The organism is Sporosarcina sp. SAFN-015 (genome assembly GCF_051966875.1).
GTDB lineage: Bacteria > Bacillota > Bacilli > Bacillales_A > Planococcaceae > Sporosarcina.
On the sequence record NZ_JBQCKP010000014.1, the window covers coordinates 23,763 to 45,048 of the forward strand.

The 21,286-nt window shown below is 44.6% G+C and carries 24 protein-coding genes and 1 rRNA gene; 2 read left to right on the plus strand and 23 right to left on the minus strand.

Annotation, left to right across the window (positions count from 1 at the left end; all coding sequences use genetic code 11):
- Window positions 1-162: 162 nt before the first annotated feature.
- From ACTHPA_RS17705 to metG, 7 genes are all read right to left on the minus strand, one after another.
- A complete protein-coding gene (locus ACTHPA_RS17705) occupies window positions 163-348 on the minus strand; it encodes a small, acid-soluble spore protein, alpha/beta type (protein ID WP_440502175.1) in 186 nt (61 codons plus the stop codon).
- Window positions 349-476: 128 nt separating this feature from the next.
- Entirely contained in the window at window positions 477-743 is a 267-nt protein-coding gene (gene veg / locus ACTHPA_RS17710; RefSeq protein ID WP_440502177.1) for a biofilm formation stimulator Veg, read from the minus strand.
- Window positions 744-886: 143 nt separating this feature from the next.
- The gene (rsmA, locus tag ACTHPA_RS17715) at window positions 887-1,771 is read right to left on the minus strand and encodes a 16S rRNA (adenine(1518)-N(6)/adenine(1519)-N(6))-dimethyltransferase RsmA (protein WP_440502179.1); all 885 of its coding nucleotides are present in this window, start codon (window positions 1,769-1,771) and stop codon (window positions 887-889) included.
- Window positions 1,764-2,324, minus strand: a complete 561-nt coding sequence (rnmV, locus tag ACTHPA_RS17720) for a ribonuclease M5 (RefSeq protein ID WP_440502181.1) — start codon at window positions 2,322-2,324, stop codon at window positions 1,764-1,766. Before rnmV ends, rsmA begins: the two co-directional genes overlap by 8 nt.
- Before the next feature lie 208 nt (window positions 2,325-2,532).
- Window positions 2,533-3,765, minus strand: a complete 1,233-nt coding sequence (locus ACTHPA_RS17725; RefSeq protein ID WP_440502183.1) for a ubiquitin-like domain-containing protein — start codon at window positions 3,763-3,765, stop codon at window positions 2,533-2,535.
- A gap of 131 nt (window positions 3,766-3,896) precedes the next feature.
- Window positions 3,897-4,667: a TatD family hydrolase gene (locus ACTHPA_RS17730; RefSeq protein ID WP_440502185.1), complete on the minus strand. Its 771-nt coding sequence runs from the start codon at window positions 4,665-4,667 to the stop codon at window positions 3,897-3,899.
- A gap of 122 nt (window positions 4,668-4,789) precedes the next feature.
- Window positions 4,790-6,751 carry a methionine--tRNA ligase gene (metG, locus tag ACTHPA_RS17735; protein WP_440502187.1) on the minus strand — a complete coding sequence of 654 codons (1,962 nt, stop codon included), beginning with the start codon at window positions 6,749-6,751 and terminating at the stop codon, window positions 4,790-4,792.
- Window positions 6,752-7,229: 478 nt separating this feature from the next.
- Here metG and ACTHPA_RS17740 point away from each other — a divergent pair, with 478 nt between their 5' ends.
- A complete protein-coding gene (locus ACTHPA_RS17740) occupies window positions 7,230-7,505 on the plus strand; it encodes an AbrB/MazE/SpoVT family DNA-binding domain-containing protein (RefSeq protein WP_239433317.1) in 276 nt (91 codons plus the stop codon).
- Window positions 7,506-7,561: 56 nt separating this feature from the next.
- Here the strand turns inward: ACTHPA_RS17740 and rsmI are convergent, their stop codons facing one another.
- The 15 genes from rsmI to ACTHPA_RS17815 form a co-directional block, all read right to left on the minus strand.
- On the minus strand, window positions 7,562-8,440 hold the full coding sequence (rsmI, locus tag ACTHPA_RS17745) for a 16S rRNA (cytidine(1402)-2'-O)-methyltransferase (RefSeq protein ID WP_440502189.1): 879 nt from the start codon (window positions 8,438-8,440) through the stop codon (window positions 7,562-7,564).
- Complete coding sequence (locus tag ACTHPA_RS17750) at window positions 8,418-8,705, minus strand: GIY-YIG nuclease family protein (protein WP_440502191.1); 288 nt, start codon at window positions 8,703-8,705, stop codon at window positions 8,418-8,420. The genes rsmI and ACTHPA_RS17750 overlap by 23 nt, the downstream gene beginning before the upstream one ends.
- Entirely contained in the window at window positions 8,689-9,438 is a 750-nt protein-coding gene (locus ACTHPA_RS17755) for a tRNA1(Val) (adenine(37)-N6)-methyltransferase (RefSeq protein ID WP_440502193.1), read from the minus strand. The genes ACTHPA_RS17750 and ACTHPA_RS17755 overlap by 17 nt, the downstream gene beginning before the upstream one ends.
- Before the next feature lie 290 nt (window positions 9,439-9,728).
- Window positions 9,729-10,088, minus strand: coding sequence for a DNA replication initiation control protein YabA (yabA, locus tag ACTHPA_RS17760; protein WP_440502195.1), 360 nt, complete (start codon window positions 10,086-10,088; stop codon window positions 9,729-9,731).
- 13 nt (window positions 10,089-10,101) lie between these two features.
- The gene (locus ACTHPA_RS17765; protein ID WP_440502197.1) at window positions 10,102-10,929 is read right to left on the minus strand and encodes a PSP1 domain-containing protein; all 828 of its coding nucleotides are present in this window, start codon (window positions 10,927-10,929) and stop codon (window positions 10,102-10,104) included.
- Window positions 10,922-11,917 carry a DNA polymerase III subunit delta' gene (holB, locus tag ACTHPA_RS17770; RefSeq protein ID WP_440502199.1) on the minus strand — a complete coding sequence of 332 codons (996 nt, stop codon included), beginning with the start codon at window positions 11,915-11,917 and terminating at the stop codon, window positions 10,922-10,924. The genes ACTHPA_RS17765 and holB overlap by 8 nt, the downstream gene beginning before the upstream one ends.
- A 41-nt stretch (window positions 11,918-11,958) precedes the next feature.
- Complete coding sequence (locus tag ACTHPA_RS17775; RefSeq protein WP_440502201.1) at window positions 11,959-12,399, minus strand: YaaR family protein; 441 nt, start codon at window positions 12,397-12,399, stop codon at window positions 11,959-11,961.
- 20 nt (window positions 12,400-12,419) lie between these two features.
- The gene (locus ACTHPA_RS17780; RefSeq protein ID WP_060206001.1) at window positions 12,420-12,749 is read right to left on the minus strand and encodes a cyclic-di-AMP receptor; all 330 of its coding nucleotides are present in this window, start codon (window positions 12,747-12,749) and stop codon (window positions 12,420-12,422) included.
- 100 nt (window positions 12,750-12,849) lie between these two features.
- Entirely contained in the window at window positions 12,850-13,494 is a 645-nt protein-coding gene (gene tmk / locus ACTHPA_RS17785) for a dTMP kinase (protein WP_440502202.1), read from the minus strand.
- 18 nt (window positions 13,495-13,512) lie between these two features.
- On the minus strand, window positions 13,513-14,934 hold the full coding sequence (locus ACTHPA_RS17790) for an aminotransferase class I/II-fold pyridoxal phosphate-dependent enzyme (protein ID WP_440502204.1): 1,422 nt from the start codon (window positions 14,932-14,934) through the stop codon (window positions 13,513-13,515).
- Window positions 14,935-15,187: 253 nt separating this feature from the next.
- Window positions 15,188-16,339, minus strand: a complete 1,152-nt coding sequence (locus ACTHPA_RS17795; protein WP_440502206.1) for an ABC transporter permease — start codon at window positions 16,337-16,339, stop codon at window positions 15,188-15,190.
- Between the two features lie 12 nt (window positions 16,340-16,351).
- On the minus strand, window positions 16,352-17,530 hold the full coding sequence (locus ACTHPA_RS17800) for an ABC transporter permease (RefSeq protein WP_440502208.1): 1,179 nt from the start codon (window positions 17,528-17,530) through the stop codon (window positions 16,352-16,354).
- A gap of 11 nt (window positions 17,531-17,541) precedes the next feature.
- Window positions 17,542-18,474, minus strand: a complete 933-nt coding sequence (locus ACTHPA_RS17805; RefSeq protein WP_440502210.1) for an ABC transporter ATP-binding protein — start codon at window positions 18,472-18,474, stop codon at window positions 17,542-17,544.
- Window positions 18,475-18,609: 135 nt separating this feature from the next.
- The gene (locus ACTHPA_RS17810; RefSeq protein WP_440502212.1) at window positions 18,610-19,263 is read right to left on the minus strand and encodes a response regulator; all 654 of its coding nucleotides are present in this window, start codon (window positions 19,261-19,263) and stop codon (window positions 18,610-18,612) included.
- 2 nt (window positions 19,264-19,265) lie between these two features.
- On the minus strand, window positions 19,266-20,468 hold the full coding sequence (locus tag ACTHPA_RS17815) for a sensor histidine kinase (RefSeq protein ID WP_440502214.1): 1,203 nt from the start codon (window positions 20,466-20,468) through the stop codon (window positions 19,266-19,268).
- A gap of 188 nt (window positions 20,469-20,656) precedes the next feature.
- Here ACTHPA_RS17815 and ACTHPA_RS17820 point away from each other — a divergent pair, with 188 nt between their 5' ends.
- A complete protein-coding gene (locus tag ACTHPA_RS17820) occupies window positions 20,657-21,157 on the plus strand; it encodes a hypothetical protein (RefSeq protein WP_440502216.1) in 501 nt (166 codons plus the stop codon).
- A gap of 55 nt (window positions 21,158-21,212) precedes the next feature.
- Here ACTHPA_RS17820 and rrf read toward each other — a convergent pair.
- Window positions 21,213-21,286, minus strand: a 5S ribosomal RNA gene (rrf, locus tag ACTHPA_RS17825); the annotation flags it as partial.

Here is a 21,286-nt window from a genome sequence, read left to right on the forward strand (position 1 = left end):
TATCTTAGGGAGTGATGGATAACTTTCAGGAAAGACCGATACCTTTTCATGACAGTCTTTTGCCAATATGCGTTGATCCGCTAAAAGAAAAGAGCTGCACGGCGTCTAGTACGACATCCATGCAGCTCTTCCTTTGTCAGTCGTTCATGAGATGGGTGGATCTTAGCTGTCGTTCCGTTTTTCCGCCAATCCACGCTCCGCCATTTGAATGGCATACTTCACCATGTTTCCAGCGTCACGCGATTTGATGCCTCCCCAACCTTCCCGCTGAACAACATCGTAAAAGCCAAGCTCTTTCGCAATCTCTTCCTTCAAGTGCTCAGACATTATACTACGTCTTCTCGCCATTGGGTTTTTCCTCCTTATCGACTGACAACTCTAGTATGAGCAATGGGCATAAAAAAACACCTATGCGCATCCGTTAAGGAAGACATAGGTATTTTTTATAAAAAACAATACATGATTGCTATAAAAACCTATTTGATGATCAACGCAGTGGCGTCCCCATCATCCAGAACTGTTATTTCGACTGCTTCCGTCAAAATATCCGCGTAGCTGTAAGACACCCTTTCAAAAGCATTTTCATCCTGGTCCAGTTCAACAACAAAAACTGCCCGATACGTCTCACGAAGGACTCCGGCACGTTCGATTGTTTTCTTACGGCCGCCGTTTGCTCTTAAATGCAAACGTTTCCCCAAGTGAGCATCCAATGACTTCTTAATGTCCGCTAATGTTTTTGGCACGTCGCTTACACCTCACTGGATACTAGTATAACACTTTTAAAAAGTTCTGTCAATTAAAAGAAGAATTTTATCAGTAAAACCTTATTGATGTCAATTCTTTTTTCGTCCTATTCGACGAATTCACCCATTAATTCCCCTATTTGTCATGATTTTTTAAAATCCGCATGTAAAACATTCGACAAATCCCCGAACTCCTTAATCGATAATGTCTCACCTCTTCTGCCCGGATCCATGCCGATCCGCTCGAACGCCTCAAGAATTTGCTCCTTTTTCGCCTTTCCGTCAGGCAACGAGGATTGCAAATTGTTCAGCAACGTCTTCCTTCTTTGGACGAATGAACCTCTTGCCACCTCGAATAGAAAGTCTTCGTCTATTACTTCCACAGGAGGTTTTGTTTTTTTTGTGAGCTTCAGCACAGCTGATTCGACATTCGGTTGCGGAATGAAAACCGTTTTCGGCACTATCATCGATACTTCGGCATCCATGTAATATTGAACCGCGATTGATAATGACCCATATGCTTTCGTACCTGGAGACGCAGTAATACGATCTGCAACTTCCTTTTGCATCATGATCACCATGCCACGGATGGGTACTTTTCCTAGCAAAAACTTCATAATGATTGGCGTCGTCACATAATAAGGGAGATTCGCCACGACGACAATATCGTCGTATTCGCTAAATTGCTCCTCGACAATCTTATTCAAATCTGCTTCGAGGACATCTTGGTTGATGATCGTGACATTGTTATACGGCGACAATGTATCTTCCAACACAGGCAGCAGACGTCCGTCGATTTCAAATGCAACGACCTTTCCTGCAGTACGAGCCAAATGCTCCGTCAATGCCCCGATGCCCGGACCGATTTCGATGACTCCTGTCTTGTCCGTCAATTCGGCATGCGAAACGATGTTACGTAATATATTCGGATCGATCAAAAAGTTTTGCCCTAAGCTCTTTTTGAATGAAAATCCGTGCTTCTCCAAAATTTCCTTCGTTCTAATGGGCGTTGCAATATCTTTATTCATGGCCATCCTCCTCGTGCAGGACTTTCAATGCCTCCATTAATTGATGTTGCCCAATCCGGAACATTTCAAGTCTTTTTTTCAATCCTTTGCCGTTCACTTGTCCGATTTGCAGTATTTCACTTAGCCGGTCGCGCCTTTTTTTCGCATCGGGATGCCCAATAAGCCTTTCATCCAAAAGCATCCGCAAAGGAATGTCCTCGATTGGCTGGACATCGACTGAATAGACCGCTTCGAGTGCTTTTTGAATATCTTCATCCTTCGCATGCTCGATGCCAAGTCCTTGGCCGTTTTTTGCAATCGTTTTCGATTTATGCAAAAATGCGTGTTTGACTCCAGGAATCTGTTCTTCAATAATGGAGCGAATCCGCTTGCCCGGAAAGTCGGGGTCTGTAAATACGATGACTCCACGTGTCTCCTGGGCGTGGCGAATTTTATCCAACGTCTTTTCGTCGATTGCCGATCCATTTGTTTCAATTGTGTCGGCCCCTGTTGCTCTTTTGATTGCAATTGTGTCAGATTTGCCTTCGACGACGATGATTTCTTTTATGTTCACAGTGCCCCTCATTTCATTAGGTTACGTTTGTTTAATTTTACGTGTTGAATAGGCTCTTGTACAGGCAATCGAACAACGAAGGGTTTGATTTGCCGTATTTCTGCGCACTTTGCAGATATTAAGGCAGCCTTTGGTCAAAATCATGAAAAAAACCGCGGGACTGGTTAGCCCCACGGATCGATGTGGAAATAAAATAATTACTATGAAATTAGTCAATCACTTTTACTTTCACTGTACGACGGCCAAAATTGTATGCTGCCGACTTTGTTGGTACATGAAGATCAATCTTCTTCCCTTTGATTGCGCCGCCGGTATCCCCAGCGATAGCGTACCCGTATCCTTCCACCCATACTTTGGAGCCGAGCGGGATGACGCTAGGATCTACGGCGATCACTTTGAGATTCGGATTGGCTCTTAAGTCGATGCCTGTTGCCGTCTTCCCTGTACATCCGTTACAGTGCGCTGTATAGGCAGTAGCAGTTACATAGAATTCTTTTCCGCCTGATGGTGCTGCTGAGCTGCCGCGTGATACTGCGACATTGGATTTTTTATTGTATGCACTTGCAACAACCACTTTGGAACCGACCGCAACAATTTTCTTTTGCGGTTCCTTAATGACTTTCTCATTCAATAACGTTCGAGATACTTCCTTGCCATTCTCTTTGACAATTTCAAACTTGCGTTCAACAGACCCCTTCTTGCCTTCTTGGACAACTTTTTCGCGTCCTTTCAGCAATTTGGCATCACTCTTCGTTACAACCGCAAAGTTTGTTGGTTCTTCCACTACATCGGTGACCTTTTCTACACGTACGACTTCAACTATTGAACCCGGCTTCACGTATCCGTCCGCCTTCCGGTTCAGCTTGTCGTGTTCATTCAATTGAATGTTCTCTCTCTTTAAAAAGTCAGCGACCGTAGTCGAAGTTGACCACATTTGTTTCTCATTTCCGCCATCGATAAGCGTCAATTGGAACGCTTTTTGAACATTGATTCGTAGATCATCTTCTAGGTTTTCATCCAGATTTGGCATGACCTTATCATGTTCTGTAAGGTCCATTCCGGCAGCGGCCAAAATATCGCCGACTTTACGATCCGTAGTCCAAATCTTTTCGATTTCTTTTCCTGTATGAATTTCTACTTGCTTTGCCTGTTCCCACCTGATCGATAACCCTTCTTCGACCGGGGTATTCACTGAGGGTGTTACTAAATCGTGTTCAGCAACTTCGATATCTTGACTTGCAAGAAGTTGCCCAACTGTATGTGCAGATGTTTTTATTTCAATTTGCTCATCGTTCACATGAAGCGTGACCGATTTCTTAGATCCTTCGTAAAGAACAAGTGAAATGATTGAAACGAATAGCGCCAATGCAACAGCAACAGCTACTATTTGTTTACTCCTCAATGACATCGAGAACAGATTTTTCATGGTACTTTTTGTCATGAAAAAACTCCTCCTTTATCACTCGGCTGATTATAAAGGTTCCTTTTCAACGTGTCAACTCATTAGAACCTCAAGTCATGCGACTATGTATCGTTGAATTCAGGCAGGAAGCTATACAATCAGCCTTCGCATTATTTCGAAATACGGAAGATCTTTAAAGCATTTTCGGTCGTTCGTTTTGCCACCTCTTCAACGGAAATTTCTTTCAATCGCGCGATTTCTTCCGCCACAAGCGTGACGAGAGCCGGCTCATTCCGTTTTCCGCGATGAGGGTGCGGAGCAAGGTAAGGAGCATCTGTTTCAATCAACAAATGATCCAAAGAAATGTCTGTCGCAACTTGTTTCGGCATCTTTGCGTTTTTGAAGGTGACAGGTCCGCCAAGGGAGATGAGGAAGTTCATATTTATGCATTCTTTTGCAGTCTCGACGCTTCCGCCATAGCAGTGCATGATCCCGCCCGTAATGCCGGCATCCTCTTCTTTCAATATCCTGACGACATCCCCGGTAGCGTCACGATTATGAATGATAATCGGTAAATCGACTTTCTGTGCAAGCCTTATTTGCTTTCGGAACAATTCTTGCTGAACGTCTTTCGGAGATTTATCCCAATAATAATCCAGACCCGTTTCCCCGATGCCGACGACTTTCGGATGCGCTGCCAAGGACTCGATCCATTCCAAATCTTTTTCGGTACAATCAATGGCGTCTACTGGATGCCAGCCGATGACCGCGTAAATGAAAGGGTATTCCTCAGCCAGTTCCATCGCCTTCTCAATCGTCACACGATCGAAGCCGACGACAACCATTGTGTTGACCTCCGCATCAATAGCGCGTTGAATGACTTCTTTAACATCTTCTTCATATTGCTCTGCATTCAAATGGACATGAGTATCGATATACATTTTGCGTCTCTCCTCACAAGCTTCATTCTATTTCAATGAAATATGACTTTCGTTACAGTATGGTGACAAATTGGTTAAAAGATAAAGACGGCGCCTCTATTAAGAAACGCCGTCCTTTTCAATTACTTTACTTTTGCGCCGTTTTCCATAGATGGATCAACGGTTGCCAATTTCAAAACGCCATTTGACTCGCCCGATAAAATCATACCTTCGGATAATTCGCCGCGTAATTTCACCGGCTTCAAATTGGCGACAACAATGACTTTTTCACCGATCAACTCTTCCGGTTCATAATGCTCGGCAATGCCGGAGACGACTTGGCGTTTTTCACTGCCTAAATCGAGTTGGAATTTCAATAGCTTGTCCGCTTTTGGAATCCTCTCACACGCAAGAACGGTCGCGACACGCAAATCAATTTTTGCAAAGTCATCGATCGTGATTTCTTCCGTTTCGTCTTCGACTTCAGCCGGCTTTTCCTCCTGCTTTTCTTTTGGCGCAGTAATAGCCATTTGGTCACGGATATAGACGATTTCCACTTCCGGATCTAGACGAGGGAAGATCGGAACTCCCTTTTCCACAACTTTCGTCCCTGCAGGAATAACATCGAAATCACCTAACGTTTCCCACGCAAGCATTGTTTCATCCAATCCGAGCTGTTCAATGATCTGAATCGGTGCCTTCGTCATGAACGGCTGCAATAGAACTGCAATTTGGCGAAGTGATGCTGCAAGATGAGCCATGACGGATGCCAATTTCGCTTTATCCGCCTCTTCTTTTGCAAGCACCCACGGAGATGTTTCATCGATATATTTATTCGTCCGTGAAATGATTGTCCATAACTCCGATAGGACAACGCTGAATTGCATCTTTTCCATCGAAACTTCATATTTCTCGATTGCGTTCTTCGTGAAGTCACGCAGTACATTGTCGAATTCGGTCGGCTCAAGCCCCTCTGTAGGAATGACGCCGTCGAAATACTTATTGATCATAGATACCGTGCGATTCAACAAGTTGCCAAGGTCATTGGCCAAGTCGTAATTTGTCCGCTCGACGAATGATTCAGGAGAGAATGTTCCATCTTGTCCAAACGGCAATTCACGAAGAAGGAAATAGCGTGTCGCATCCAATCCGTAACGCTCCACGAGCATTTCAGGGTAGACGACATTCCCCTTTGATTTCGACATTTTACCGTCCTTCATCATAATGAAGCCGTGTGCAAACACTTTTTTCGGCAAAGGCAGATCAAGTGCCATCAGGAAAATAGGCCAATAAATTGTATGGAAACGGACGATATCTTTTCCGACGACATGTACGTCTGCAGGCCAGTATTTATTGAATAGAGTTTCATCATCAGAGCCGTATCCGAGCGCTGTGATGTAATTCGTCAATGCATCGACCCAAACATAAATGACATGTTTTGGATCTCCTGGTACTTTTATGCCCCAATCGAATGACATACGGGAGACGGATAAATCTTCAAGGCCCGGTTTGATGAAGTTATTGATCATCTCATTTTTCCGTGATTCCGGTTCAATGAAATGCGGATTGTCTTCGTAAAATTGTAGAAGTCGGTCCGCGTACTTCTGCATGTTGAAGAAGTATGATTCCTCTGCTACCCTTTGCACCGGACGATGACAGTCAGGACAGTTGCCATCTTCAAGTTGAGCCTCGGTGAAATATGACTCACATGGGACACATTTCCATCCTTCATACTCGCCTTTGTAAATATCACCATTGTCGAGGAACTTTTTAAAGATTTTTTCGACAGCCGCTTTATGACGATCCTCCGTTGTTCTAATTAAATCATCATACGAGATGTCCATCAGCTTCCATAAATCAATAGCAATATCCGCGATACGATCAACGTATTGCTGCGGAGGAAGGCCTTCCTCTTCTGCTTTCTCCTGGATCTTCTGTCCGTGCTCGTCCATTCCCGTCAGGAAGTGGACGTCGAATCCACGCAGTCTTTTATAGCGAGCCATCGCATCGGATGCTACGGTCGTATAAGCAGTTCCTATATGAAATTTCCCACTCGGGTAATAAATAGGAGTCGTAATGTAAAATGTTTTTCGCTGTTCAGCCACCAAAATACCTCCTGTGTTTCAATCTATACTAACCATTTTATCTAAAATTCAACAAAAGCGCTATGTAGACACCTAGAAATTCGTTAATCCCCTCATAAACCTCTTTATACACGCATAAATCGTCTAAAATGCTCATAAACATGCAAAGCACGTGTTAAACGCCTGTAAGCACCCACAAACCGCTCCAACTGTGCATAAATGCCGAAATCTATTCATTATTAAATTTCCTTAATAATGCTCAACTCGTCTTTCGCTTCCATTTCCCTAAATCTCAGTTGGAATGGCTACTTATTACCTCAATGACAATATAAAAGTTAAATATCAAAAGTCCTGTTTTCATCATCCAATCTATTATTCTCTACATAATATTAAGAAGGTTTTATTGACGTTAAATGGAAGAGTTGGTATGATATTTGATAGACAAGAGAAATATGTCGAATTTTGACGAAAATTTAATCGTTTAGGAGGAATTCTTGTCATGAAATCTACAGGAATCGTTAGAAAAGTCGACGAGCTAGGACGTGTCGTCATTCCAATCGAGCTTCGCCGTACACTTGGAATTGAGCAGAAAGATGCTTTAGAAATCTATGTCGATGATGACAAAATTATCTTGAAGAAATATATGCCAAATATGACTTGTTCTATTACTGGCGAGGTGTCCGACAATAACTTGCAACTTATTGACGGAAAGCTAATTTTAAGCCCGGATGGTGCTAGACAACTCATTAAAGAGATTGAAGAGAAGATAAAATAATATTATCCTATCAATAATAATTTAAATCCAGAACAAATAACCGTTCTGGATTTTTATTATGAATTTTCGTTTATATGGTACTCCTGATAAACATCCCTTTTAGGTAGTCCTCTTTCAGATGCCACTAATTTAATCGCTTCCTTCGATGAAATGTTTTCCTTTTCCATCACCATTTCCACATGGGTTGGAATGCTTATATCCTTCCACCAATTTTCAGCCACTTCTTCTACATTCTCATTCCCTGCAATGACGATACAAAATTCCCCTCTTATTTCATTTGATTCCACCCAAGAAACGGCTTCCTCAAGCGATCCGCGGAGAAATTCCTCATACCGTTTCGTCAATTCCCTCGCCAGTACGATTTGGCGCGAACCTCCGAATGCTTCGGCAAGTGATTTGACCGTTTCCTTCAAGCGATGGGGCGCTTCATATAGTAGCAAAGTCTCCTCCTTCTGCTTCAGCTTTCGCAATTGCTCGTTGCGCTCCTTTTTCTGTCGCGGCAAAAATCCGAAGAACGAGAAGGGCTGCGTTTGGAGCCCCGAAGCTACTAATGCACTGATGGCAGCATTGGCTCCAGGAACTGGAACGACATCGAATCCCTCTTGAATCGCTTTCGTAGCAATATCATTACCTGGATCGGATATACACGGCATTCCCGCGTCACTCACCAAGGCGACAGTCTTTCCTTCCGCCAGTAACGACAGAATTTTTCCCCCGCCCTTTTCGAGATTATGCTCGTGGTAACTCATAAGCGGTGTCTTAATGTCGAAGTGATTGCAAAGCCTGATCGTATTTCTCGTATCTTCCGCTGCTATCATATCCGCTTCCTGAAGAATTCGGATTGCACGGAATGTCATGTCTTCCAAATTACCAATCGGCGTCCCAACGAGAAATAGCTTCGCATCCTCCGCTTCAGCGCTTTTCTGTGATTTCATCGATACGTTGCCCCTTCCTTATATATCGTTCCTTTGCAGGCCTCGTTAATTGTTTGAACTGATATTCAGCCCGCATCGCATCCTGCTTCGTTTCATAGCTTTCCCGGTAAATGAGGCGAACCGGAAGCTTGGCACGCGTATATTTTGCACCTTTTCCTTCATTATGGGTACGGATGCGCTTCTCCAAGTCATTTGTATAGCCGGCATAATAAGAGCCGTCATTGCATTCAAGGACATAGAACAGATGCTCATTCATCTTGTCCATATAATAAAAGCCTCACTTCTTCTGTATACTCCCCATTTTCTCCATAGACATAAAGGGGTGACAATATTTTCAAGTCTGGCTTGCCGTCTTTTATTCCTTCTATTAGCAACGTATTGGCTTCTTTGCCTTCCTTCGGGTACACGAAACGGATCCTTTTCGGTTCCAACCTGTTCGCACGCATCGCTGTTACAATGTCTAGCAGCCTTCCGGGTCTATGAACAAATGCCGCTTTCCCACCTTGCTTCAACAACTCACTCGCGGACTTTACAGCTTGTTCAAGTGTCAGACGGATTTCATGTCTAGCAATAGCGACATGCTCTTTTAAGTTTTTCTCGCTCGCTTCACTCGCAGGGAAATAAGGTGGATTGCAAGTAACCGTATCATATTTTTCATAGCCGATCTTGCCTGAAATTCCGATTACGTCGTCATTTAAAATAGAAATCCGTTCATCTAATCCATTATAGCCAACACTTCGCCGTGCCATATCCGCAAGTCTCTCCTGCAGCTCAACTGCAATAATATCGGCATTGGTCCGGGCACTTAAGAAAAGTGGGATTGCTCCGTTGCCCGCACATAAATCGACAATCTTCCCCGAACGGATCGGCACATACGCAAATTTTGCCAGTAGGACGGCATCGAGTGAAAATGAAAAGACGGAAGGACTCTGAATGATCCTTAAGTTTTCCGCCAATAGATAATCCAGTCGTTCATCGTCCTTCAATAAATTCTCCATATCTTCTCCTCCGGTTGAATTAAATCTTCTTCTATAAAACCTTCGCTATATAAGATAAAAAAAAGAAACAGACATTCTTATACAGCGTTGCATCGGACGCTTTCAGCGGGCACGGCTTCAATCTCCTCGGTAGTTGCTCCCAAAGCTTTCTCTTTTGGGACCATAAGCTACAGCGTTGGGAACACCGGCTGAGGCAACGCCCGCGGAAAGCGAGTGCTGGAACGAAAAGAAACTGTCCAGTTATAGACAGAAAAGAGCCGATGCCTACGTAATTATAGGATCGGCTCATCTCATGCATTCTGTTTGCTCAGGAAGGATAGGCAGAACAAACAATCTTCCCCTTTACGGCTGCTTCCATAATGGACATTACAGACGTGATATCCTTCATTATATAACCTGGCCAAGTTGTCCACCCCTTCGCCGATATCGACCTTATGGGGCTTAACAGGCGGTCTTTGTTCATCTATCAATTGGGTTTTGTCAGTCAGTTCTTCAAGCCGTGTCCGGAGATGATGGTTTTCCAGTTGAAGTGAGTGGTTCTCTTCCGTCATCTTCGCCACAAATCCAATAAGTTCCCGGAATTGCTCATGCATGGCTTCGAGCTGCTGCTCAAACTCCATTACTCTGTCGAGAAAGTTCCCTTCTTTCAACTATTTCACCCCATCATTTCGTCAATTGAGCTACTGAGTTTTTTCGACTCTCTATTTCTTCCCATGAATATTCCAAGACCTGTTCCTGATCCGCTAAATTCACTTGCAAAATTCTCTCAAGCAAATTCAAGCCAACCACTTTTCCTGGTCCTTCAGGCGTCTGCACCCGCTCGCCGATATCAGGCATGAGGGCTTTTGCCTCTTCATATTCATCGTTTTCGTATTTTAGGCAGCACATAAGGCGGCCGCATAATCCGGAAATTTTTGATGGGTTGAGCGATAAGTTCTGATCTTTGGCCATCTTGATGGAGACAGGTTCAAAATCGCCCAAGAATGTCGAACAGCAGAGCATTCTTCCGCACGGTCCAATTCCTCCAAGCATTTTCGCCTCATCACGGACACCGATTTGACGCAACTCGATGCGTGTACGAAAAATTGCGGCAAGATCTTTTACGAGATTCCGGAAGTCGACTCGTCCTTCCGCTGTGAAATAAAAGACGATCTTATTACGATCAAACGTGTATTCCACATCGACAAGCTTCATATCCAGTTCATGCTCCCGTATCTTTTCGACACATTTGCCGAAGGCTTGCTCGGCATCTGCCCGGTTTTCATCCACTTGGAGTTGGTCTTCCATAAGTGCCTTGCGGATAATTTTCTTAAGTGGTAAGACGACGTCATTTTCATCGACTTCCCTCACAGGACTAGCAACTTTTCCGTATTCGATCCCACGGGCTGTTTCCACGATGACATAGTCACCGACAGTAAGCGGATAATCGAGCGGATCGAAATAATATATTTTACCCGCTTTTTTAAAGCGGACACCTACAACATTATACAAGCGTTAACCCCTCCTGCAAATTGAGCACCAGCTGTTCCATTAAAAGCGTTCGGTTCATATTGCCGTACAGCTTTTTCTTCGCTTGTAGAACCGCTTCCATATTGGATGATAGGCGGCTGTAAGTCATCTTCATTGAAAGACCACGGAAAATCTGTTGCTGATCGGGAAACGACAACTCCGATTGCAGCCCAGCTTTCATCGAGACGATATCACGGTATGCATAGAGAAGCAAGTCGAGACCACGTTCTACATCTTCCTTCTCTTTCATTGCCGGCAACCATTCAGATTGGATGAATAGAAGCGCTTCGTTTACATTGCGATCTGATGCTTCAATCAATTTTAACACTGTTTTTCGCATGTGTGCAAATTGATCATTTTCCGCAAGCTCTTTCGCTTGCGCGATATCCGCTGTCATCATTGTAACCGTCGCAGCCATCGATGCAGTAATTCCTGCATCGGTCAATTTTGCAATCAACTCTTCCCTCTGAGGCGGAAGAAAACTGACGCGCTGGCATCTAGATTGAATCGTCGGGAGAATTGACTGATACGAATCAGTCAGAAGAATCGCAGTCACTTCCCCTTCTGGCTCCTCTAAAAACTTCAACAATGTATTAGCAGCCGACACATTCATCCGATCCGCGCGGGAGATGATATACATTTTACGCCCTGGCTCGTATCCTTTTCTCGTCATTTTCATGATCAAAGAAGACATTTGCTCTTTTTTGATGTCTTGTCCATCTGGTTCGATTTTCGTCACATTCGGGTGATTTCCTGATGCTACCCGTTTACAATTACTACATGTTTCACATGGAACAGCATTTTCGGGATTTTCGCAAAGTAATAATTTTGCAAAATGGATGGCTGCCTCTTCTTTTCCAGTACCCGCCTCGCCATCGAAGAGATAGGCGTGGCCAATCCGGTTATTCCGGTAGGTCGCTTCAAGTCTGTCGATGACGGCCTTCTGCCTCCGCTTGATGCTATTTTCCATGCTTGTACCTCCTTGCCACAAAAAACGTGTAAAACACGCACTCATCTATATAGATTAATGAGAAGCCCTTTGATTTCTCCGATTTTCCCTAGCAACTCGACAGACGTATGCTCATCATTCAATAAAGCTTCCGCCAATTCAATGAGCTTTTCGTCAATCGTCTGGACTGTTTTCAATCTTCTTCCTTCTCCGAATTGATTCCACGTATGTGATTGTTTCAATCCCATTCCGGATTCAACCGACTCTTTCAAGAAACGGCGGATGAGCATCTTAAATTTTGCCATATCCCTTAAATTCCGTGAACGGGCAAGACGGTCCCCTGCCGAAGAAATATCCCCAAGAAGTCTTGTAATCTGTTCCCCGTGCAAGCGTTCTTCCTGTTTCAGAACCATTTGACCAAACCGGGCGCTTCCTTGCGTCGTACGCAAGGGATCATTTCTGAATTTATCAGGCCCGGTCCGATACTCTCCATTCACTTTCATTACTATATCACCTCATTTCATCAGAAGTGATGAAATTGTTCAATCGGCAAGACGAATACCGTAGCGCCGCCCACTTCCACCTCTACAGGGTAGGGAATATAAGAGTCGGCGTTGCCGCCCATCGGTGAAACGGGGGCAACCATCTGATCGCGCGAACGGCAATTTTCGCGGATTAGTTCTAAAGCTTTCGGAACGAGGCTGTCATCCGTTCCGATGAGGAAAGTTGTGTTTCCTGAACGTAGGAACCCTCCTGTACTGGCTAGTTTCGTAGCACGAAAATCATTTTTCGTCAACGCCGCAGACAAACGGTTGCTATCTTGGTCCTGTACAACTGCCACAATCAATTTCACGGTACCCTCTCCTTTTAGCTTTTTTATATTATTTTACGAATACTGTTGATAAGCAATCATTTTCCAAATCAAGAGGTTAAAAGACCTCTACTACATTATATCATGAATCCTGTTTATTAATGAGTTGAGAACTTATAATTTTCCAAACATTTTCAGTTACTTCAGATAATGGTTTGCTGGCGTCTGTGCTGATGATGCGATCAGGGAATTGTTTGAGCAGTAATTGGTATCCTTCGTAAACCTTTTTGTGAAACTGTAAGGTTTCGTTGTCCAATCGGTTTTGTTCCCGCTCGCCGCTATTAGCAATTCGCTGGAGTCCTTCTTCCGGTGAGATATCGAAAAAGATGGTTACGTCGGGCATTGTTCCTCCGATGGCAAATGAGTTGATCGTCATGACTTCCTCCATGCCAAGTCCTCTTGCATAGCCTTGGTAGGCGAGTGAGCTGTCGATGAAACGGTCGCAGAGGACAATTTTCCCTTCATCCATTGAAGGGATGATTCTTTCGACAAGGTGCTGTCTCCGTGCCGCGGCATATAGGAGCGCCTCTGTCATGCCGTCCATTTCCTGATGTTCATTGTCGTGAATAATTTCCCGGATTTTTTCAGAGATGCGGATGCCTCCCGGTTCTCGGGTTAATATGGCCTTTTCGCCTTCTTGCTCTAACCTCTTATATATTTCTGCAATGACAGTTGTTTTCCCTGCCCCTTCAGGTCCTTCAAATGTAATAAATTTTCCTTTTGACATGTTTGATTCCTCCGACCTTCATTTCAATACAAATAGCTCTTTTTCGGCAAGACGAACAGTGCCTTGGAACCTTGCTCCGACCTTCATTAATGCCGATAATTCTTGGATGTGGCTTTCCTTGATCTCCTCGCCTTTAACCAATAACGGGATGCCTGGCGGATATGGGATAACAGATGCCGCTGAAATGCGTCCTTCTGCTTCATTCATCGATATCCATTCAGTTTCCATGTCTGTTATAGAAATTGGAGGGTATGCAAGCGTGGAGATGCCATCTGGCCAAGCAGCTAAACTTATTGAAATAGGGGTATCTCCTACTTTACCCAAGTTAGTGACTGCTGCAACCATTTTTTCCTTCCAAGCTTGTAATGGAGGAGTGAATTGTTCATTCCACAATGGTAGTATGAATAATATTTGGTACGTATCTGCGAGCTCCGCGTATATCCCTTCTGCTTCAAGAGCTGCTTGCAATGCGAATCCGGAATGCCCTTCAGCGCGTATTAACAGCTTTAATGGATCGTCCGTCTCCACAATCTCCAGGCGATCGATCCTCTTCAGCATCTGAATAAATGAGAATCGTAGCGCAACAAAATTACGTTTATCGTTATCCTTGTAGGAAGCAACGTATGCCCTCGCATCATCTAAGGAGGCCATAATTACATAAGACGGACTGCTGGATTGCAGCATCTGTAAGTAATGTGCAATTTTCTTTTCCGATATGTGATCCGATCGGACGTGCAGGAAAGATCCCATTGTCATGGCCGGTAACGTCTTATGTGCGGAGTGCACGACGACATCCGCCCCCATTTCAATCGCAGAGCGTGGAAACGGCTCGCCGATGATGAAATGCGCTCCATGCGCTTCATCAACTAAGACAGGGACAGAACGAGAGTGGCATAGTTCGATGATCTCCCTTAGCCCCTCCCCTGCGATGCCGTAATATGTCGGGTACGTCAAGACGACGGCTTTCGCATGAGGATACGCAGCGAGCGCTCTTTCCACCTGATCTGGAGTTAAGACGCCTGGAGTACGAGTATGCGCATCCCACGGTGGGCTGAGCAGTACTGGACGGGCTCCTGTCAATTCGATCGCATGGAAGACCGATTTATGGGCATTGCGCTGAACGATTATCGTGTCGTCCGCCCGGCAAGCAGCATAGATCATCGCCAAATTGCCAACCGTTGAGCCATTGACGAGGAAAAAGCTCCTGTCTGATCGGTATAGGTCGGAAAGAAGGCTTTCGGCTTCTTGAATAACCCCTTCCGCTTCATGAAGATCATCTAATCCGGTAAGCTCGGTAAAGTCGTATGTTAGTGCTTGCCTCATTTTATGGGGCAGCCCTGATAAAAGTCCATGCTTGTGCCCCGGTACGTGAAATGAAACCGGGGTCTGTTCGTTGAAATATTGTAACGCCTGCACAAGCGGGCGATCATTTTGATTCATTTAACGTTCCACTTCCTTTATCTGATTCTATTATAAAGGAAGTCTGTCATTGAAGGGTGAACTCTTTATCAGGAATTGAAAAAAGCCGGATTTCTCCGGCCCAGCCTGTTGACAAACGCTCGCATCCGTTGTTGCTCGTTTCGCTCGTCCGCTCATGAACTTTAGTTCTATTCGCGTCTTCGCTCAACTTCGCGCCTAGGCTGACAAGCGCTTTCAATCAGGCTGGGGAAGTCCCTGGCAATTGCTATTTGTCTTAAAAAGCATGTTTTATTCTCGACAAACCGATGGAAAGGAATACGATTGCAAACCCAAGCAATACAATGAGCGGCATGACGATATCCCCAATATTGCCGCCTTCCGAAATGAGCGTCGTAAATCCTTCCATTGCCCATGTCTGCGGAATGACTTTGGCGATTTTCTGCATAACGTCCGGCACGATGCTAATTGGCCAATAGACGCCGCCAAGCATGCAAGTCGAAATAATCACCAATGTGCCGATTGCGTTCTGCTGCTCGACCGTCTTCACGAAGCCTGCTATCGCCATACCGAGACCGACGACACAAAGGAGCAAGGCCGTGACGAGGAAAATCAATGCTACTGGTGTTCCCCAGTTGACGTCAAATAATATGGACGATAGCAAGATAAGAAGGAAAAACTGTATCCAGCCGACAATGAAGAACGATAAAAAATAGCCAAACAGCACTTGAAGACGGGTGACGGGTGTCGTAAACAATCTCGACCAAATACCTGTCTGCCTTGCCTCTAGCAGTATACCTGTCATCGAAAGCATCATAATCATAACGAACATGATTGAAAATCCTGCGGAGCTATAGGAAATGCCAGTTACCGGATTCCCCGAGGATATACTTGTTTGTTGTTCAGTCCAAACTTGGATTTGACCCCCATTATCGGTGATCCGTCCGTAGACAGATTCCCAGCTTTCATCAAAATAAGAACTTCCCACCTGTGCCGCCGCAACGTAAACGCCTACACCTTGTATCACCTGATTTACTTGTTGTTTGACGAGAGGCGCGGTTGCCATGCCGGGTGAAGATTGAAAACTGATGGCCGGCTCTTCATTGCGCAACTTAGATGCAATTCCTTTTTCCAATCTTACAATGCCCTGTACCTCTTTACTCGCCAATAACTCCTCTGCCTCGCTTGCTGCAACAAGCTCATACGTGATCATTCCATCGAGCATTAATCTCTGAATGATGTCCTTGGAAAGCGCCGTCTGTTCCTCGTCGACCAATGCGATCTGTAACGAATGAACCGCATCTTTTCCAAAAATGCTTCCGAATAAAAAAGTGAATAACAGCGGCATCGCGAACATTACGACTAACGCCGATTTTTTCTTGAATGTCCGTTTGATTTCAAACAGGCAAATCGATAAGATTTTCTTCACCCCGCATACCTCCTATGCAATCCGGCGTTTAAGCCGGAGGGAACTGATGAAAATGGATCCAACCCCTATACCGAGCAAAACCACTGCCGGCAGCCATAACGTGGACCATGCTGTTCCTGTCATGATCGAAGTGAAGCTCGTCAATGCCCATGAATTCGGCATTGCCATGGCAATTTTCCGCATTGCTTCAGGGAACAAGGAGAGAGGCAACATCGAGCCTCCAATCAGTGCCATTACTTGAACGCCTATGGTTCCGACGATATCCGCCATTTTCTCGTTCGACGTGAATGCTGCTACAACCATTGCCAATCCAGCTACCGAAAAAATATAAAAGAAGGTGATAAAAAGGATTTGCAGGATGGACGGACCCCAGTCGACCTTCAACAGGAAATGAGTGGCTCCTATGAAGATTAAAAATTGAATCCATGCAAATAGTAACGTGCCGATGAATTTCCCAGCCAGTAAGGAATGGACGGAAGTCGGTGTCATCATTAATCGTGACAGCGTTTCACTCCGCCTCTCCTGATGAAATGACTTTCCGCCCGCCATTGCGTTGAATAAAAGGAACATCGCCGCCATGGCCGCAGCATAGTACTTCATGGAGCTTACCGATTCTTCTTCAGGCGGCTCACTTACATAGGATCGTTGTTCATTCACCACTTTCCCTATCGAAGCGGCAAGGTCATATTGGATGGCCTCCCTATCGTCCGATGACAAGACTGCCGCCTCCGTCAAAATGGCACTTGTCGAATTTGTAATTGCTTGCGACATGTGAGCGAACGTTTCGATCAACTGCTGAATGACGATCGCTTCCGTTTCTTGCCCGGATATTGGCAGGATGACTGCACGGTCCTCCGTTCCAGTGCCCCATCCATCAGGAAATAACAAGCCGACATGCACTTCCTGTTCATCCATCCAATCCATAAGTTGCTTCTCCGACTCCGCCAGTTCGACTGTGATGGCAAGCCCATCATCATCCAGTGTCCGGATGATGATGTCGGACATTGCGTCTGTTCCAGAGGAGTAGACGCCTAAAATCGTTTCGGGCATACTAACGCTTCCCATCACCCCTTTCAAGGCGGAACCTAAAATGACTGTTAACAAAATCGGCATGAGAATCATCATCAGAATGGCTTTACGGTCTTTCAAGTGGATTTTCGCATCTTTAACGGCTATCAAAAGGCTCTTCATTTCAGTCCCTCCTATTCACGCAAAGAGCGTCCCGTTAATTGCAAAAATAACGTTTCCAAATTAGCTTCTTTAAGCTGCATATTGTGTATCGTCATCCCTGATCGACTCGCTAGCAGAATGATATCCGAAACTATTTCCATTTTCGACTGCAAATGCACATCGATTTCCTCCGAGGCTTGGACAGTAACCTTTGCCACTCCGATTAGCTTCTTTACTTGTTCAATAAATGTGGGGTGCAATGAATCGACTGTAAGCTTCAACACGGTTCCTCCCGCTAAACGATTGCTCAAATCCCTTTTCGTGCCGCTTACGATGAGCTTGCCTTCATCAATGATCGCAATCCGCTTGCAAAGAAATTCGACTTCTTCCATATAGTGACTCGTGTAAATGACAGTCATTCCTCGTTCATTCAATGCTTTCACCGTCTCTAAAATATGATTCCTCGATTGGGGATCAATGCCGACTGTCGGTTCGTCCATAATGAGCAGCTGCGGCTCATGCATGAGAGCAGCCCCAATATTGATGCGCCTCTTCATCCCGCCTGAAAAGGTTTCGATGCACCCTTTCGCCCGTTCGGTGAGCCCTACGATTTCAAGCACTTCCTTCGCACGGGATTTCGTCTTTTTGCTGGATAACCCGTACATCTTCCCCCAAAACATTAGGTTATCGAGCGCTGACATCGTCGGATAAAGTGCGATGTCTTGCGGAACAACTCCTATCATCTGTTTCGTTTCCTTCAGATGTTTGCCTACAAGCTTTCCATTCATCCGGATTTCACCGGATTCATACGGAATCAGCCCGCATATCATCGAAATGAGCGTCGACTTTCCCGCGCCATTCGGACCAAGCAAGCCGAATGATTCTCCTTTTTCAACCTGAAATGATACCCCTTTAATGACCTCGTCTGCATTAAAACTCTTTTTCACATTCGAAAGTGTAAGCAATCTCCGCAGCCCCTTTCTTTACTTCCATCTTAATAAGGAATTCCTTTTTTTACATCGAGCGCGCGATAGACTTTAAAGGCATGAAAAAAACGGCATCGATATGCCGTTTATCACGTACGTATGCAAAAAGTAATGTCAAAACCTCGTTATTCCATAACGGACGGCGTAAATAGCCGCCTGCGTCCGATCACGGAGCCCAAGCTTTTGAATGACATTGGAAACATGGTTCTTGACCGTCCCTTCGGTAATGAACAACGTATCCGCAATTTCCTTATTATTCATACCTTCGCCAAGATGAGTGAGAACTTCCATTTCCCGGTCAGATAAGTCTTCTATTCTTTCCGGCATTTTAATGGGGCTGCTATGATTTTTCATTCTAAGCTCTGCCAGCACTTGCGAAGTGAACTCCTTCGGCAATACGACACCGCCATGATGGACGGTAAGAACCGCTTGGACAATCGTATCTGTCGGCATATCCTTCAGCAAATACCCACTCGCCCCTTCTTCAAGTGCATCAAAAATATATTCACTGTCATTAAAAGTCGTCAAAATCAATACTTTCACATCAGGCAGACTGTCTTTTAGTAGCCTTGTCCCTTCAACACCGTTCACGCCGGGCATCCGAATATCCATTAACACAATATCCGGGAGAAGCGCAACCGCTTTTTGCAACGCATCACTACCATCCACGGCCGTTCCGACAACCTCAATCTCTGGCCGTAAGCCGAGCAATGTGCCGAGCCCTTCTCTTACTAACGGTTGGTCATCGACGATCATGATCTTGATCATACTTATACCCCCACTTCCTTCTGTTGAAATGGCAATGCAATATAAATCCCGAAGCCTTCCCCCTCCACGCTTTCGATTGCAAATGAACCTCCATGCTCCGCAACCCGTTCCTTCATATTAATCAACCCAAAATTCGGGTGAATATTCTTCTGTCCGATTCCATTGTCCTTAATCGTCAAACGGACTTCCTTTTCCGTTACAAAAATCTCTACAAGGCAAACATCTGCATTCCCGTGCTTCTTTGCATTTGTTAGACCTTCCTGTATAACCCTTTTAATCGTCGGCTCCAACGACTTGGGAATTGAAGAGAATTCACCTTTCACTAAAAGGCGTGTTTCCATAAGCGTCATCGTGGAAAACTCATCAAGCAGCTCCTGCAACACCTTGTGGAAGGAAATTCCCCGATCGTCCTCTTTCAATGTCCTGACCGACACTCGAAGTTCATGAAGGGAATCCCGTGTCAACTGCTCGCAGAGGGCAATCACTTCTTTCGCTCTTTCTGCATCTCTTTCTGCCATCTCACGAGCCACTTGCAACTGGACAACCAATGCCGTCATTTTATGGCCGACTGTATCGTGGATTTCTCTCGCTATCTCATTCCGCTCCCGAATGGCCGTCAACTGCTCCACTTGTTCGGCATACTCCCCCAATTGCCTGTGCGCAGCCTGCAAAGCTTCATGCGACTCATTCAACTGCCCATATTGAAGCGAAATCGTCTCTTTCGCATGATGGAAATTTCGAATGAGGCTCCCGACGAATGCACCATAAAAGACGAACATTCCGTTGACAATATTACTTGAGAGAGAGAATCCACCAGTCTGAAGATAGATCCGTAAGCTGATCATTATCCATACTGCGATAAACAGACCTGAAAAAAGACTAAGAAGCTTTTTTTGATCGTATAGTATAAAAACGGTTGTGGACAAGATGCCGAAAAAGATTAAGTACAAGTATCCGCTCTCGGCAAATAAAAAGCCGAATCCCGTAATGATAATAAAGTCAATTGAAGAACAGAGAATCCGTGTCTTCTCTCGAACGTTAGCCATTTGAATAAAATGACTAATGATGAAAATAGGAATGGCAACAATTATATAGGTCGTCCGGAAATCCTCAATTCCACTCGTCATTTGAAGAAAATAAGCACTCAGAATGACGAGCATCAGGACTCTCACTAATGAGAATAAAAACAAAGAGAAACTTTTCATGCACACTCCTCCAAACATTTATTCATCGGTCCGTTTTTATGCATCTAATAATCTAATCATGAACTACATAATTTCTTAAAGCAATAGTATCCTTTTAGTAACTATAGTTGGAGTGAAATAAAAATGAATGAAAGTTGCTAGAATTGATATGGAGAATAGGCTTTATTTTAAATAAGGGAGAGGATTTTTTGAAGCTGAAAACTTGGGGATGTATTGTTTTTTGTTTGTTTGTTCTCATTATTGGTTGTTCTAGAAATGAGCTAGTTGAAAGCAAAATTCAATTCCCTGAAGACATTCCAAACTTTGTAGCAGAGAGTGATGTAGAAAAAATTAATTGGGAAAATAAAGCAGTTACATTCAATGGAAATATAATCGGTAATGAAAATAAATCAGGCGTAATTGGTGCTGACATGCCAAGCATTACTACCAAACAAAAGTGGATGTGGCATCTTTGGGGGATTGAGGATCCTGCAGCAACCAATCTAACGGTCGTTGGTTTCCACAGAGATTCGGGCACTATCCATAAAATATTAACATCAGGTTGGATGACAGGCTTAGGAGGAGCAAATAATGGAGCAGATGCACACGCACCTTCCAATGTACGCATTCCTGAGCGAGGGGAATGGGCAATATTGCTTTATACCGATGAAGAATTATTTGATGTATTGATCTATGAAATTAATGAATGATGAGTCTACTTAATTTCAAACACAAAAAAAACCATCCCCACAGGGGATGGCCTTTGCCCGGCGACGTCCTACTCTCACAGGGGGAAGCCCCCTACTACCATCGGCGCTGAAGAGCTTAACTTCCGTGTT

Bases quoted from the DNA above. Each gene is read 5' to 3' on its own strand.
- ACTHPA_RS17705 (WP_440502175.1), bottom strand. From the start codon at position 348: ATGGCGAGAAGACGTAGTATAATGTCTGAGCACTTGAAGGAAGAGATT.
- rsmA (WP_440502179.1), bottom strand. From the start codon at position 1,771: ATGAATAAAGATATTGCAACGCCCATTAGAACGAAGGAAATTTTGGAG.
- ACTHPA_RS17725 (WP_440502183.1), bottom strand. From the start codon at position 3,765: ATGACAAAAAGTACCATGAAAAATCTGTTCTCGATGTCATTGAGGAGT.
- ACTHPA_RS17730 (WP_440502185.1), bottom strand. From the start codon at position 4,667: ATGTATATCGATACTCATGTCCATTTGAATGCAGAGCAATATGAAGAA.
- ACTHPA_RS17740 (WP_239433317.1), top strand. From the start codon at position 7,230: ATGAAATCTACAGGAATCGTTAGAAAAGTCGACGAGCTAGGACGTGTC.
- rsmI (WP_440502189.1), bottom strand. From the start codon at position 8,440: ATGAAATCACAGAAAAGCGCTGAAGCGGAGGATGCGAAGCTATTTCTC.
- ACTHPA_RS17750 (WP_440502191.1), bottom strand. From the start codon at position 8,705: ATGGACAAGATGAATGAGCATCTGTTCTATGTCCTTGAATGCAATGAC.
- ACTHPA_RS17755 (WP_440502193.1), bottom strand. From the start codon at position 9,438: ATGGAGAATTTATTGAAGGACGATGAACGACTGGATTATCTATTGGCG.
- holB (WP_440502199.1), bottom strand. From the start codon at position 11,917: ATGGAAAATAGCATCAAGCGGAGGCAGAAGGCCGTCATCGACAGACTT.
- ACTHPA_RS17775 (WP_440502201.1), bottom strand. From the start codon at position 12,399: ATGAAAGTGAATGGAGAGTATCGGACCGGGCCTGATAAATTCAGAAAT.
- tmk (WP_440502202.1), bottom strand. From the start codon at position 13,494: ATGTCAAAAGGAAAATTTATTACATTTGAAGGACCTGAAGGGGCAGGG.
- ACTHPA_RS17790 (WP_440502204.1), bottom strand. From the start codon at position 14,934: ATGAATCAAAATGATCGCCCGCTTGTGCAGGCGTTACAATATTTCAAC.
- ACTHPA_RS17800 (WP_440502208.1), bottom strand. From the start codon at position 17,530: ATGAAGAGCCTTTTGATAGCCGTTAAAGATGCGAAAATCCACTTGAAA.
- ACTHPA_RS17810 (WP_440502212.1), bottom strand. From the start codon at position 19,263: ATGATCAAGATCATGATCGTCGATGACCAACCGTTAGTAAGAGAAGGG.
- ACTHPA_RS17815 (WP_440502214.1), bottom strand. From the start codon at position 20,468: ATGAAAAGTTTCTCTTTGTTTTTATTCTCATTAGTGAGAGTCCTGATG.